Source organism: Brevundimonas sp. SS2672 (assembly GCF_059579685.1).
This window is the reverse complement of record NZ_CM184201.1, coordinates 2,056,962-2,070,432: the sequence shown is the minus strand read 5'-3', so window position 1 is coordinate 2,070,432 and position 13,471 is coordinate 2,056,962. Positions and strand designations below refer to the sequence as shown.

General features: G+C 68.3%; 8 protein-coding genes. 3 read left to right on the top strand and 5 right to left on the bottom strand.

The annotated features are described in order from the left end of the window. Positions 1 to 23: 23 nt before the first annotated feature. Together AC52GN_RS10320 and AC52GN_RS10315 are read right to left on the bottom strand one after the other, a co-directional pair. Positions 24 to 356, bottom strand: a complete 333-nt coding sequence (locus AC52GN_RS10320) for a chorismate mutase (protein WP_128720399.1) — start codon at positions 354 to 356, stop codon at positions 24 to 26. A gap of 4 nt (positions 357 to 360) precedes the next feature. Beyond that, the gene (locus AC52GN_RS10315) at positions 361 to 1,176 is read right to left on the bottom strand and encodes a ferredoxin--NADP reductase (RefSeq protein WP_496526989.1); all 816 of its coding nucleotides are present in this window, start codon (positions 1,174 to 1,176) and stop codon (positions 361 to 363) included. A 268-nt stretch (positions 1,177 to 1,444) separates the two neighbouring features. On the opposite strand from AC52GN_RS10315, the gene AC52GN_RS10310 reads away from it, so the two are divergent. From AC52GN_RS10310 to ligD, 3 genes are all read left to right on the top strand, one after another. Beyond that, a complete protein-coding gene (locus AC52GN_RS10310) occupies positions 1,445 to 3,727 on the top strand; it encodes a S9 family peptidase (RefSeq protein ID WP_496526988.1) in 2,283 nt (760 codons plus the stop codon). 50 nt (positions 3,728 to 3,777) lie between these two features. Next, a complete protein-coding gene (locus AC52GN_RS10305; protein WP_291776478.1) occupies positions 3,778 to 4,203 on the top strand; it encodes a low affinity iron permease family protein in 426 nt (141 codons plus the stop codon). A 114-nt stretch (positions 4,204 to 4,317) separates the two neighbouring features. Further along, positions 4,318 to 6,849 carry a DNA ligase D gene (gene ligD / locus AC52GN_RS10300; RefSeq protein ID WP_496526987.1) on the top strand — a complete coding sequence of 844 codons (2,532 nt, stop codon included), beginning with the start codon at positions 4,318 to 4,320 and terminating at the stop codon, positions 6,847 to 6,849. A 3-nt stretch (positions 6,850 to 6,852) separates the two neighbouring features. Here the strand turns inward: ligD and ku are convergent, their stop codons facing one another. From ku to AC52GN_RS10285, 3 genes are read right to left on the bottom strand one after another with little or no spacing between them, the layout of a single operon-like run. After that, positions 6,853 to 7,686, bottom strand: coding sequence for a non-homologous end joining protein Ku (gene ku, locus AC52GN_RS10295; RefSeq protein WP_346521102.1), 834 nt, complete (start codon positions 7,684 to 7,686; stop codon positions 6,853 to 6,855). A gap of 50 nt (positions 7,687 to 7,736) precedes the next feature. Then, the gene (locus AC52GN_RS10290; protein ID WP_496526986.1) at positions 7,737 to 10,208 is read right to left on the bottom strand and encodes a heavy metal translocating P-type ATPase; all 2,472 of its coding nucleotides are present in this window, start codon (positions 10,206 to 10,208) and stop codon (positions 7,737 to 7,739) included. 30 nt (positions 10,209 to 10,238) lie between these two features. Then, positions 10,239 to 13,460, bottom strand: a complete 3,222-nt coding sequence (locus tag AC52GN_RS10285) for an efflux RND transporter permease subunit (protein WP_496526985.1) — start codon at positions 13,458 to 13,460, stop codon at positions 10,239 to 10,241. Positions 13,461 to 13,471: the final 11 nt, after the last annotated feature.

Sequence of the window (13,471 nt, the reverse complement as noted above, 5' to 3'; positions counted from 1 at the left end):
CTCCCGCAAGGGGAGAAGGAAGTTCAGACCCGCGTCTTGTCCCAGGTTCCGAACTCGTGGGCGATGCAGCGGTCGATGAGCAGGCGCCAGACCGGCTCGGCGATGTCGGGCGACAGGCCGGCGGGTTCGGCGGCCTTGAGCACCTTGGCCACCACGTCGTCGATGCGAGCCTGATCGAAGACGGCGTCGCGGTTCGGCTTGATGCGGGCGGCGGCGTCCATGTAGCGCTGGCGCTCGGCCAGCAGGGTCACCAGGGCGCGGTCCAGGGCGTCCACGCCCTGACGCACGTCGAGCATGGTGGCGCAGTCTTCCGGGGCCTTGCGGTCGTCGATGGCGACGGTGCGGGGGGCGGTCATCAGGTCAGCCGACAAAGGCGCGCTCCAGAACATAGTCGCCGGGTTCGGCGTTCGAGCCTTCTTTCAGGCCGTAGGATTCCAGCAGTTCGCCGGTCTCCTTGATCATCGCCATCGAGCCGCACAGCATGACGCGGTCGCTGTTGGGCGAGAAGCCGATGGGCAGTTGCAGGTCGGCGAAGGCATCGCCCGACTTGATGCGGTCGGTGATGCGGCCCGGCGTCTCGAAGCGCTCGCGCGTCACGGTCGGATAATAGGTCAGCTGGGCCTTGGCCTCGTCGCCGATCAGCGGATCGTCGTGGATTTCGTGGCTGAAGAAGTCGCGGTAGGCCAGGTCGGCGACGTTGCGGACCGTGTGGCAGACGATGACCTGCTTGAAGCGGGAATAGGTCTCGGGATCGCGCGCAACCGACAGCCACGGCGCCAGGCCCGTGCCGGTGCCGATCAGCCACAGACGCTCGCCGCCGGTCAGGGCGTCCAGAACCAGGGTGCCGGTCGGCTTCTTGCCCATCAGCACGCTGTCGCCCGCGACGATCTTCTGCAGGCGCGAGGTCAGGGGGCCGTCCTCGACCTTGATGGAGAAGAACTCCAGTTCCTCGGCCCAGAAGGGGCTGGCGATCGAATAGGCGCGCAGGATGGGTTTGCCGCCGTCCTCGCCCGGCAGGCCGATCATGACGAACTCGCCCGAGCGGAAGCGGAAATCCTCGGGCCGCTTCACGCCGAAACTGAACAACTGGTCGTTCCAGTGGCGGACCCACAGGACTTCCAACTCATGGAACGGACTGGCCTTGACGGGCGGCGCGGAGAGGGAGGCGTCGGACATGGCGACTACCTAGGCCGTCAGGGGCGGTTGCGAAAGGGCGCCGCGGCGATCCTTCCGCTCCATGGGGAACAAGGGGCCGATCACAATCGGCCAGCCTACCTGTAAGCCTGTGCCATACTGCGCTTCGGCCCAGGAAGATGCGGCCGCAAGCCGCAGGGGATTTCAGACGATTCAGACGAATTGGACTCTCTTTTTCTCCCTTCTCCCACAAGGGGAGAAGGACGAATTGCGGATGACGGCGGAAGATTCCGCCTCTAGCTTCACCGCCATGCGCACTTTTCTTCTCGCCTCGACGATCCTGATGGCTGCGACCCCGGCGTTCGCACAATCGACCCCTCAGCCCGCTACGCCTCCCGCCGCCACGGCGCCCGCGTCCTCGATCCTGACGGTCGAGCGGGTGTTCGCCAATCCGTCGCTGGCCGGGCCGGTGGCCAAGGGCGTCAGCCTGTCGCCCGACGGCGAACTGGTCGCCTTCCTGCGCTCGCGCGAGGACGACGTGGACGTGCTGGACCTGTGGGCCGCGCCGGTGAAGGGGGGCGAGCCGTTCAAGCTCATCGACGCCCGCGCCCTGGTTCCCGACGCGGGCGAACTGTCCGAGGCCGAGAAGGCGCGGCGCGAGCGGATGCGGATTTCGCAGCGCGGCGTGGTCGAATATTCCTGGGACGAACAGGGCCGCTACATCCTGGCGCCGCTGGAGGGCGACGTCTTCCTGGCCAACCGCGCCGACGGCTCGGTGCGGCGCCTGACCGAAACGGCGGCCGATGAGATCGACGCCAAGGTCTCGCCCAAGGGATCGTTCGTCAGCTTCGTGCGCGACCAGAACCTGTTCGTGGTCAATCTGGAGACGGGCGCCGAACAGGCCATCACCACCGACGGCAAGGACCTGATCACCTGGGGCGCCGCCGAGTTCATCGCCCAGGAGGAGCTGGACCGCGACACCGGCTATTGGTGGAGCCCGAACGAGCGCTACATCGCCCTGCAACGCACGGACGAAAGCCCGGTCGACGTGATTCCGCGCCTCGACATCACCGGCGGCGGCGCCTCGGTGGCCCAGCAGCGCTACCCCCGCGCCGGACGGCCCAACGCCGTGGTCGAGCTGTATGTTCAGGACGTGCAGGGCGGCCAGCGGGTCAAGGTCGATCTGGGCGCTGACACGGACATCTATTTGGGCCGGGTCAACTGGGCGGCGGACGGCTCGGTCGCCTATGTCCAGCGTCTGTCGCGCGATCAGAAGCGGCTGGACCTGCTCAGCGTCGATCCGGCCACGGGCGCCAGCCGGGTGATCGCCAGCCAGACCTCGAACGCCTGGGTCAACGTCACCCATGACTTCAAGGCGCTGAAGGACGGCAACTTCATCTGGTCCAGCGAGGAGAGCGGGTGGCGTCACCTGTATCTCTACAACAAGGACGGGCGTCAGCTGCGGGCCGTCACGCGCGGCGACTATCCGGTGAAGTCGCTGGACGGCGTCAATCAGGAGACAGGCGAGGTCTTCTTCACCGCCTCCATGCGCGACGGCAAGGAATATCCGATCGAGCAGCAGCTGTTCCGGACCAGCTACAGGCGGACGCTGAACCCGACCGAAGTCACCCCGCGCGGCGGCTGGTGGAGCGCGTCGGTCAACACCACCGGCACGGCCTATGTCGGCAACTATACCGACGTGAACACCCCGGCGCAGTCGGCGCTGTATTCGATCAACGGCCAGCGCGTGCGCTGGATCGAGGAGAACAAACTCCAGCCGGGCCACCCCTTCTGGCCCTATGCCGAGCGCCAGCAGAAGCCGAGCTTCGGCACGCTGCAGAGCCATGGCGAGACGCTGATGTGGCAGATGACCACGCCGCCGGGCTTTGACCCCTCGAAACGCTATCCGGTCGTCATGCAGGTCTATGGCGGCCCGTCGGGCGGCGGGGTGAAGAACGCCTGGCAGCCGGCGACCAACCAGCTGCTGACCGAGGCGGGCTATATCGTCTTCCGTCTGGACAACCGGGGCGAGGGCGACCGTTCGGCCGCCTTCAAACAGGCCCTCTATCTGAAGATGGGCCAGCCCGAGATCGAGGATCAGGTCATCGGCGCCGACTATCTGCGCTCGCTGCCCTATGTCGACGCCGACCGCATCGCCATCATGGGCTGGTCCTATGGCGGGTTCATGAGCCTGATGGCGCTGACCGAGCCGAAGATGGGGCTGGCGGCGGCTCTGGCAGGGGCCCCGCCGACGGAGTGGAGCCTGTACGACACCGCCTATACCGAGCGCTATATGTCGACGCCGCAGGGCAATGTGGCGGGCTATGCGGCGTCTGACGTGCTGGGGCGTCTCGACAATCTGACCGGGCGGCTGCTGCTGATGCACGGCATGGCCGACGACAACGTCATCTTCGAGAACACGACGCGGGTGCTGAACGCCCTGCAGGAAAAGAGCATTCCGTTCGAGACCATGCTCTATCCGGGCCAGCGCCACGGCATCCGGGGCAATGACCGCCAACTGCACCAGTGGCGGACCTATCTGGACTTCCTGGACCGCACCATCGGGACGCGTGCGCCCGCCGCCAGCGAATGAGTCTGTCCTGATCCGACGGAACCCGGCCCTGCGGCCGCCGTTCCGCCGGAATGGAAAAGCTGTTCAACCATCTGGCGAACACGACGGCCAAGCTGGCGGGACGGCCGTGGACCTTCATCATCTGCCTGGCGGTGGTGCTGCTGTGGGCCGTGACCGGGCCGCTGTTCCACTTTGACCAGACGTGGCAGCTGGTCATCAACACCGGCACCACCATCGTCACCTTCCTGATGGTTTTCCTGATCCAGAACACTCAGAACCGCGACGCCGCCGCCATGCACGCCAAGATGGACGAGCTGATCTATGCCGTGAAAAAGGCCGACGCGGGCTTCATCGGCATCGAACATCTGACGGACAAGGAGCTGGCGGTCATCCTGCGGGAGGTCGAACGCCGCGGGCGCGACATCCATGCCGGACAACCCGCGCGGGCGGTCAGGGGCCGCCCGGCGCCGCGCCTCGAGACCGACGCCAAGACGTGAAGACGCCGGGGCCGACGGGGCGAGACACGGCTGCGCGCCTGGCGGACATTCTCGGCGGCTGAGGATCAAGGGGCCGTCAGCGCAACGGTTTGCGCATAGGCGGATTAATCGTCCATGCGCGGCGAACTGAAGACCTATCAGGCCAAGCGGCGTTTCGAGCAGACGCCGGAACCCAAGGGCGCTCGCCGAACCGGGGCCAAGGGCGCGCTTCGCTTCGTGATCCAGCGCCATGCGGCGACGCGGCTGCATTACGACTTCCGCATCGAGGCGGACGGCGTGTTGAAGTCCTGGGCCGTGACCAAGGCCCCGTCGCGCGACCCCTCGGTCAAGCGCCTGGCGGTCGAGGTCGAGGATCATCCGCTGGACTACGGCGGGTTCGAGGGGACGATCCCGGCGGGCAACTACGGCGCGGGCACGGTGCAGCTGTGGGACGTCGGAACCTGGGAGCCGCATGAGGCGGACCTCACAGCCGCCTGGGCGCGCGGTCAGATCAAGATGATCCTTCACGGCGAGCGGCTGAAGGGCAAATGGGCGCTGATCCGGCTGAAGAGCGACCGCGGCAAGCCGTCCAAGCGCAACAACTGGCTGCTGCTGAAGGAGAAGGACGAGCACGCCGTCGCCGGCGAGGGCGACGCCCTGGCCGAGATCGACGCCTCGGTGACGACCGGCCGCTCCCTGGCCCAGATCGCCGAGGGCGACGCGCAATGGACGTCCTCCAAGCCGACCCGCCGCAAGGCGCCGCCCAAGCCTGCATCGTCGAAGGCGGCGACCAGGCCGAAGCGGCCGCGCGCCTTCGTCCCGATCCAGCTGTGCAAGGCGGTCGATCACCCGCCCTCGGCGGCCGGTTGGGCGCATGAAATCAAGTTCGACGGCTATCGGCTGCAGATCGGGGTCGGCGGCGGCCAGGCGGTGCTGCGGACCCGCAAGGGCCTGGACTGGACCGATCGCTTCCCGGAGCTGGCGGCGGATGCGGCCGGCTGGCCCGATGCGGTGATCGACGGCGAACTATGCGCCCTCGACGACGACCACATGCCGGACTTCAGCGCCCTTCAGGCGGCGATATCCGAGGGGGATACGGGGCGACTGGTCTACTTCGCCTTCGACCTGTTGTTCGAAGGGGCTGAGGACCTGCGCAAGCTGCCCCTGTCGCATCGCAAGGCGCGGTTGCAGGCCTATATCGACCGGATCGGCGCAAAGGGCGGGCGTCTGCGTTACGTCGAGCATTTCGCCTCTACGGGGCAGGCCGTGCTGGAAAGCGCCTGCCGGATGCATCTGGAGGGCGTGATCTCCAAGAAGCTGGACGCGCCCTATCACGCCGGGCGGTCCTCGACCTGGGTCAAGTCCAAGTGCCGGGGGCGCGACGAGGTCATCATCGGCGGCTGGTCGTCGGAGAGCGGCCGTCGGTTTCGGTCGCTGCTGGTCGGGGTGCGCGAGAAGGGCGGGCTGAGATACCTCGGCCGGGTGGGAACGGGATTCGGCGAGACGGCGACGCGGTTGCTCATCCCGGCGCTGAAGGCCGAGGCGGCGGACAAAAGCCCCTTTACCGGCCCCGGCGCGCCCGAAGGCGGCAAGGATATTCACTGGGTGAAGCCGAGGCTGGTCGCGGAGATCGAGCACGGCGGCTACACCGAGTCCGGGTCGCTGCGGCAGGCGGCCTTCAAGGGCCTGCGCGACGACAAGACCGCCGAGGACGTGACGGCGTCGCCCCAGCCGCCCGCGTCGCCGCCGGCTTCGAGGAAGGGCGACAAAGTCACTGTGGCGGGCGTCGTCATCTCCAGTCCCGACAAGGTGTTGTGGCCGGGGAACGACGGCCGACCGCCCATCACCAAGGCCGATCTGGCGCGCTATTTCGAGGCGGCGGCCGAGCGTCTGCTGCCTCATGTGGCGGATCGGCCCGTCTCCATCATCCGGGCGCCGGACGGCATTGAGGGCGAGACCTTCTTCCAGCGCCACGCCATGGCGGGCTCCAATCCCCGATTGAAGCTGATCGACGTTAAGGCGCGCACCCCATACGTCGCCGTGGTCGATGTCGGCGGCCTGGCCGCAGTCGCCCAGTCGGGAGGACTGGAGCTGCACCCCTGGGGCTGCAAGCCGGGCGACCCCGAGACGCCGGACCAGATCACCTTCGATCTGGACCCCGACGTGGGGCTGGAATTCGACGATGTGATCGCCGCATCCGGCGTGGTGAAGGCGAAACTCGAAGGGTTGGGCCTCACCCCCTTCGTCAAGACGACGGGCGGCAAGGGCCTTCATGTTGTCGCGCCGATCCGCGCCGACGGCCGTTCCCGCGTGACTTGGGAGCAGAACAAGGCCTTCGCCAAGGCCGTGTCCGAGGCGATCAAGGCCGAGGCGCCGGACCGCTTCACCACTACCCTGGCCAAGAAGGCGCGCGGCGGAAAGATCTTCATCGACTATCTGCGCAACGGCCGGATGGCGACCGCCGTGGCGCCCTGGTCGCCGCGTGCGCGGCCGGCGGCGGGGATCGCCTTTCCCCTGTCGTGGGATCAGGTGAAGCCGGGACTGAGGCCCGTGGACTACAATCTGTGGGTCTGGCCCGAATTGCTTGAGCGGCCCGATCCCTGGGCCGATTTCCGCGCCGCCGCCGTCAGCCTGAGACCCGCCCTGCGCAAGATGGGCGTGGAGTGACGCTCAGGCCGTCTTCTTGCGCGGCGCCGGCTTCTTCGCCGCCGGCTTGCGGGCCCCGCCTGCAGAACCCTTCAGGCTGTTCTTCAGCGCCGCCATCAGGTCGATGACGTTGGTGTCGTCCGGCTCGGCCACGTCGACCAGGCCCTTGCCGCCCTTGGTCTTGGCCTTGATCATCTCGCGCAGGGCGTCGTCGTAGCGATCCTTGAAGGCGGTCGGGTCGAAGTCGGCCTCCTTCTGGGCGATGATGCGGGCGGCGATCTCGACCATGTCGGCGTCGGCCTTCACCTGGGGGATGTCGTCGAAATAGTCGTCGGCGTCGCGCACCTCGTCATGGGCGCGCAGGGTGTAGGCCAGCAGGCCCTTGCCGCGCACCTCCAGCGCCAGCTGGCGTTCCTTGCCGCGCAGGACAAGCTGGCCCAGCGCCACCTTGCCCTGTTTCTGCATGGCGTCGCGGATCACGGCGAAGGCCTCGACCCCGGCTCCCTTCTCCGGGACGACGAAGAAGGGGTCGTCCCAATACAGGCGGTCGATCTCGGCCTCGTCCACGAACTTGTCGATGGCGATGGTCTTGGTGCTGTCCAGCCGCACCTTGTCGAAATCGGCGTCGTCGAACAGGACGTATTCGTCCTTGGACACCTCATAGCCGCGCACCAGATGGCTGCGCTCCACCGGACCGGCGTCGGGGTCGGTCGGCACCATGCGGATGCGGTTGTGGGTGTCCGGATTGATCAGGTGAAAGCGCACGTCGGCGGCGCTGGTCGTCGCGGTGTAGAGCGCCACCGGGCAGGTGACGAGCGACAGCTTCAGATGTCCTTGCCATGTCGGGCGAGCGGCCATGTAGGTTCTCCTCGACAGGCTAAATGCCCGGCGCGGAGATATGTTCGCGCTCAGGCGGAACGGTCGCGATAGGCCAGCAGGCGCAGGGCGTTGAACACCACCAGCAGGGTCGAACCCTCATGCAGGGCCACCGCCGGGCCGATGCCGAGGCCGAAGATGGTGGCCGGCACCAGGAAGGCGACCACGCCCAGGCTGACGACCAGGTTCTGACGGATGACCGTGCGGGTGCGGCGGCTCAGGCCCACGGTGAACGGCAGGTGCGACAGGTCGTCCGCCATCAGCGCCACATCGGCCGTTTCCAGCGCCACGTCCGAACCGGCCGCGCCCATGGCCACGCCGACGGTGGCCGTGGCCATGGCCGGCGCGTCGTTGACCCCGTCGCCGACCATGGCGACCTTGGACTCGGCGCGCAGGCGCTTGATCGCCTCGACCTTGTCGTCGGGCATCAGGTCGCCCCAGGCCTCGGTCAGGCCGACCTGTCCGGCGATGGCCTCGGCCGCCTTCTGGTGGTCGCCCGAGATCATGATCATGCGCTTGACGCCCAGACGGCGCAGCCGCTCCAGCGCATCGCGCGCGGCGGCTCGCGGCGTGTCCAGCAGGCCGATGACGCCCAGATCGCGGTCGCCCTGCCGCACGACCATCAGCGTGCGTCCCTGATCACGCAGCCGGTCCACGGCCGTCGCCGTCGAAGAGGCGAGGGGAGCCACGCCGTCGGCGTCGAACATCTCGGGCTTGCCGATCAGAATGGTCTGGCCGTCCAGTTGGGCCGAGACGCCCTTGCCGGTCAGACTGTCCAGACTGGAAGCGGTCTGGATCGCGACGGCGCCCAGGCGTTCGGCGCCGTCGCGGGCGATGGCGGCGGCCAACGGGTGGTCGCTGAGGCGCTCGACCGCCACGGCGACCGACAGCAGCGTCGCCTCGTCCACGCCGTCGACCGGGACAACGTCGGTGATGCGCGGGCGGCCCTCGGTCAGGGTGCCGGTCTTGTCGAAGGCGATGGCGTCGACCGAGCCTAGGTTTTCCAGCGGGGCGCCGCCCTTGATCAGCACGCCGGCGCGCGCGGCGCGGGCGACCCCGGACAGGACGGCGCTGGGCGTGGCGATGGCCAGGGCGCAGGGGCTGGCCGCGACCAGCACCGCCATGGCGCGATAGAAGCTGTCGCGGAACGGCTCATCCACCACCACCCAGGCGAACAGCAGGACGACGGCGGTCGCCAGCACCACCGGGACGAAGATGCGCTCGAACCGCTCGGTGAAGCGCTGGGTGGGCGACTTCTGGGCCTCGGCCTCGCTGACCATGCGGACGACCTTGGCCAGGGTGGTGTCGCTGGATTTGCGGGTCGTCTCGACCTCGATGGCCCCGGCGCCGTTGATGGTTCCGGCGAAGACGGCCGAGGCGGCGGCGATGGAGGCCGGACGGGCGCGCGCCTCGGCCGGATCGGCGACCGGCTGTTTGTCGACCGGCATGCTCTCGCCGGTGACGGGGGCCTGATTGATGCTGGTGGCGCCGCTGATGACGAAGCCGTCGGCGGGCAGGCGCTCATTGGGGCGCACCACGACCACATCGCCGATCTGAAGATCTTCGACGGGCAGTTCGACGATGTCCAGACCGCGCCGCACATGGGCCGTGCGCGGCGCCAGTTCGGCCAGGGCCTCGATGGCCTTCTTGGCGCGGCCCATGGCGTAGTGTTCCAGCGCATGGCCCAGGCTGAACAGGAACAGCAGCAGGGCGCCCTCGGCCCAGGCGCCCAGGGCGGCGGCCCCGGCGGCGGCCACCAGCATCAGGGTGTCGATCTCGAACCTCTTGCGCTTCAGGTTGTCGATCGCCTCGCGCACGGTGAAGAAGCCGCCCAGCCCATAGGCGGACAGGTAAAGGGCCAGCGGTATCCAGCCGGGCAGGCCGGTCGCCAGCTTTTCCAGCACGAAGCCGACGCCCAGGGCGCCGCCGGCCATCAAGGCGAAGATCAGCTCCGTATTGGAGCCGAAGACGCCGCCGTGCGCGTGGTCGTGATCGTGTTCGGCGTGATCCTCGCCCTCGACGTGGCGATGGGCCTTCTTCTCCGGGGCGGCCGGGAAGGGCGTGGGGGAAAAGCGCAGGCCGTGCGCGCCCAGCCGCTGGATCAGGTCGTCGCGGTTGATCCGGGACTGGTCGAACTCCAGGCTGACGGCGCCGGAGGCGTCCAGCCCCGCCTCCAGCACGCCGGGCTCATCTTTCAGCGCCGCTTCCAGCGTCAGGGCGTGGCGGGCGTGGCGGACACCCTCGACCCAGCCGACCAGATGGCCGAACTGCTGGCTGATGTCGGCCCCGGCCTGCCGCGCCTTGCGCTTCACTTCGGCTGGGGACAGCAGCGCCGGGTCGTAGTGAAGACACAGCTGGGCGCCCCCGGACGCTTCGATCACGTGGGCGTGGGACAGGCCAGGAACGCCGCTCAACGTCTTGATCAGGCGGTCCACGCAGGCGTCCGCAGCGTCAGGCGCATCGGGCAGCAGGACAGGAATGTCCAACCTGATGGTGTTAGGCATGATGGCAGTCCTCTGACCTGTTCCCGTTCATCAGTTCTCGATTCCTTCAGCCTTGCGATGCCGGACCGCCCTGGCGGCGAAGGTCGGCAGCACCAGAAGCGTCAGGGCGGTGGCGGTCAACAGGCCGCCGATGACCACGGTGGCCAAGGGTTTCTGCACCTCGGCGCCGGCCCCGGTGGCGATGGCCATGGGAATGAAGCCGACGATCGCGACCAGGGCCGTGGTCAGCACCGCCCTCAGACGACTGAAGGCGCCGAGCAGGGCCGCGTCGCGCGGCGTCTGCCCCGCCTGCAACCGCTCGCGGATGGCCTGCATCAGCACCAGACCGTTCAGGGTCGCCACGCCCGACACGGCGATGAAGCCCACCGCCGCCGAGACCGAGAAGGGCATCCCCCTCAGCAACAGCGACAGCGCCCCGCCGACCAGCGCCAGCGGCACGCAGGCGAACACCAGCCCCGCCTCCGCGAATGATCCCAGCGCCATGAACAGCAGGATGCCGATCAGGACGAAGACCACGGGGATGACCAGACCCAGCCGCTGTTCGGCCCGCTTCAGGTTCTCGAACTGGCCGCCCCATTTGAGCGAATAGCCTGCGGGTAGTTGGACCCGCTGATCCACCTGCTTCTGGGCGTCGGCGACGAAGCCGCCCAGATCACGGCCGCGCACATTGGCCTGGACCACCATGCGGCGGCTGCCGTCGTTGCGGCTGATCTGGTTCTGACCCTCCTTCACCTGGATTCGGGCGACCGAGGACAGGGGGATGGTCACACCGCTTGCGGTGGTGACGGGCAGGGCGTTCAGGGCGGCGGGGTCGTTGCGTTCCGCGTCCGACAGGCGGACCACCACGTCGAAGCGGCGGTCGCCCTCGAAGATCTGACCGGCCTCGGCGCCGCCGATGGCGGCCGAGACGGCTTCGGACACGTCGGCCGCCGACAGGCCGTAGTTGGCGGCGGCGAAGCGGTCGACGCTGACCGTCAGGGTCGGCAGACCGGACGCCTGCTCCACCCGCACGTCGGCCGAACCGGGCGTGTCGCGCAGGGCGTTGGCGACCTGATCCGCCGTCTTCTGAAGCTGGGCGAAGTCGTCGCCATAGACCATGACCGCCAGATCGGTGCGGACCCCCGAGATAAGCTCGTTGAAGCGCAGTTCGATCGGCTGGCTGAATTCGAAGGCGTTGCCCAGCTGGGTCGAGGGGGCCTTCTCGATGCGGGCGATCAACTCTTCCTTGGGCAGGCGGGGATCGGGCCATTCCTTGCGGTTCTTCAGCACGATGACGGCGTCGGAGATGTTGGGCGGCATGGGGTCCACCGCCGCCTCGGCCGTGCCGGTGCGCGAGAAGACGGTCTTCACCTCGGGCTGGGCCTTGATGGCCCGCTCCAGCGCCATCTGCATGGCGAGGGACTGCTCCAGCGAGGCCGAGGGCACGCGCAGCGCCTGCATGGCGATGTCGCCTTCATCCAGCGTCGGGATGAACTCGCGCCCCAGCAGGGTGAAGGCCAGGGCGCCGATCAGCAGGGCGCCGAAGGCCGAGGCCAGCACCGTCTTCGGGTGCGAGACGGCGGCGCGTATGGCCGGTTCGATCCAGCGGCGCGCGTGGCGCAGCAGGAAGGTCTCATGCTCTTCCGCCTCGCCGTTTTCGTCGACGTGGACCGTCTTGGGCTCTTTCACCAGCAGGGCGGCCATGGCCGGGACGAAGGTGAAGGAGAAGATGAAGGCGCCGACCAAAGCCAGCATGACCGTGGCGCCCATGGGAACGAAGGTCTTGCCCTCGACCCCTTCCAGCATCAGCAGGGGGGTGAAGACCAGAAGGATGATCAACTGGCCGAAGGCGGCGGGCTTGACCATCTGACGCGCGGCGCCGGCGGCGACGCCAAGGCGTTCGTTGCGGGTCAGGGCGCGGCCCAGATCGGCGCGCTTCTGGCCCAGGCGCAGCAGGGTGTTCTCGACCACCACCACGGCGCCGTCGACCAGCAGGCCGAAGTCCAGAGCGCCGAGGCTCATCAGGTTTCCGCTGATGCCGAAACGGTTCATGCCGATGACGGCGAACAGGAAGCTGATCGGGATCATCAGGGCGGTGATCGTCGCCGCGCGGATGTTCCCCAGCAGCAGGAACAGCACGACGATGACCAGAAGGGCGCCCTCGGTCAGGTTCTTGGCCACCGTCTTGATGGTCGAGTTGACCAGGGCGCTGCGGTTCAGCACCGGCTCGGCCACGATGTCGGGCGGCAGGCTGGCGCTGATCTGTTCCAGCCGTTCGGCGGAGGCCTGGGCCACGGTGCGGCTGTTCTCGCCCGCCAGCATCAGGGCGGTGCCTATGACCGCCTCATGGCCGTCGCGGCTGGCTCCGCCCAGACGCGGCGCCTGGCCGATCTCGACCACGGCCACGTCGGCGACGCGCACGACAAGGCCGTTGCGGTTGACCACGGGCGCCTGGGCCAGATCCTCGACGGTCTGGGCCAGGGCGTCGGTGCGGACGGTCAAGGCCTCGCCCGCGCGCTGGATATAGCCCGCGCCCGCCTGAGTGTTGGCGCGGTCCAGCGCCTGGATCAAGTCGTTCAGACTGAGGCCATAGCCGGCCAGTCGCGCCGGATCGGGGCGGACGGCGTACTCCTTCACATAGCCGCCGTTGACGTCGACGCCGGCCAGACCGGGCGCGGTCCGCATCCGGGGCGCGATGATCCAGTCCTGAACGGTGCGCAGATATGTGGCCCGCGCCTGCGGCGTGTCCAGCCGCTCGCCCTCGGGCGTCAGATAGGCGCCGTCGGGTTGCCAGCCGGGACGACCCGCGCGCGCCGTCCTGGCGTCGAAAGGCTTCAGGTCGACGGTCCACATCAGGACTTCGCCCAGGCCGGTGGTGATCGGCGACAGGGCCGGTTCGACGCCCTCGGGCAGGTTCTCGCGCGCCTGAGCCATCCGCTCGGCCACCTGCTGGCGGGCGAAGTAGATGTCGGTGGCGTCGCTGAAGATGACGGTCACCTGGCTGAAGCCGTTTCGGGTCAGGGAGCGGGTGCTCTGTATCCCCGGAATGCCCGCCATAGCCGTCTCCAGCGGGTAGGTGACCTGACGCTCCATCTGTTCGGGAGCCAGGGCCGGGGCCACGGTGTTGATCTGCACCTGCCGGTTGGTGATGTCCGGCACGGCGTCGATCGGCAGCTTGGTCAGCTGGAACAGACCCCACGCCGCGACCAGGGTCGTGGCCAGGACGATGAACCAGCGGAAGCGGACGGACGCCTCGATGATCGCTTTGAACATGATCGCCCTCC

Bases quoted from the DNA above. Each gene is read 5' to 3' on its own strand.
- AC52GN_RS10305 (WP_291776478.1), top strand. From the start codon at position 3,778: ATGGAAAAGCTGTTCAACCATCTGGCGAACACGACGGCCAAGCTGGCG.
- ligD (WP_496526987.1), top strand. From the start codon at position 4,318: ATGCGCGGCGAACTGAAGACCTATCAGGCCAAGCGGCGTTTCGAGCAG.
- AC52GN_RS10285 (WP_496526985.1), bottom strand. From the start codon at position 13,460: ATGTTCAAAGCGATCATCGAGGCGTCCGTCCGCTTCCGCTGGTTCATC.
- AC52GN_RS10290 (WP_496526986.1), bottom strand. From the start codon at position 10,208: ATGCCTAACACCATCAGGTTGGACATTCCTGTCCTGCTGCCCGATGCG.
- AC52GN_RS10320 (WP_128720399.1), bottom strand. From the start codon at position 356: ATGACCGCCCCCCGCACCGTCGCCATCGACGACCGCAAGGCCCCGGAA.
- AC52GN_RS10315 (WP_496526989.1), bottom strand. From the start codon at position 1,176: ATGTCCGACGCCTCCCTCTCCGCGCCGCCCGTCAAGGCCAGTCCGTTC.
- AC52GN_RS10310 (WP_496526988.1), top strand. From the start codon at position 1,445: ATGCGCACTTTTCTTCTCGCCTCGACGATCCTGATGGCTGCGACCCCG.
- ku (WP_346521102.1), bottom strand. From the start codon at position 7,686: ATGGCCGCTCGCCCGACATGGCAAGGACATCTGAAGCTGTCGCTCGTC.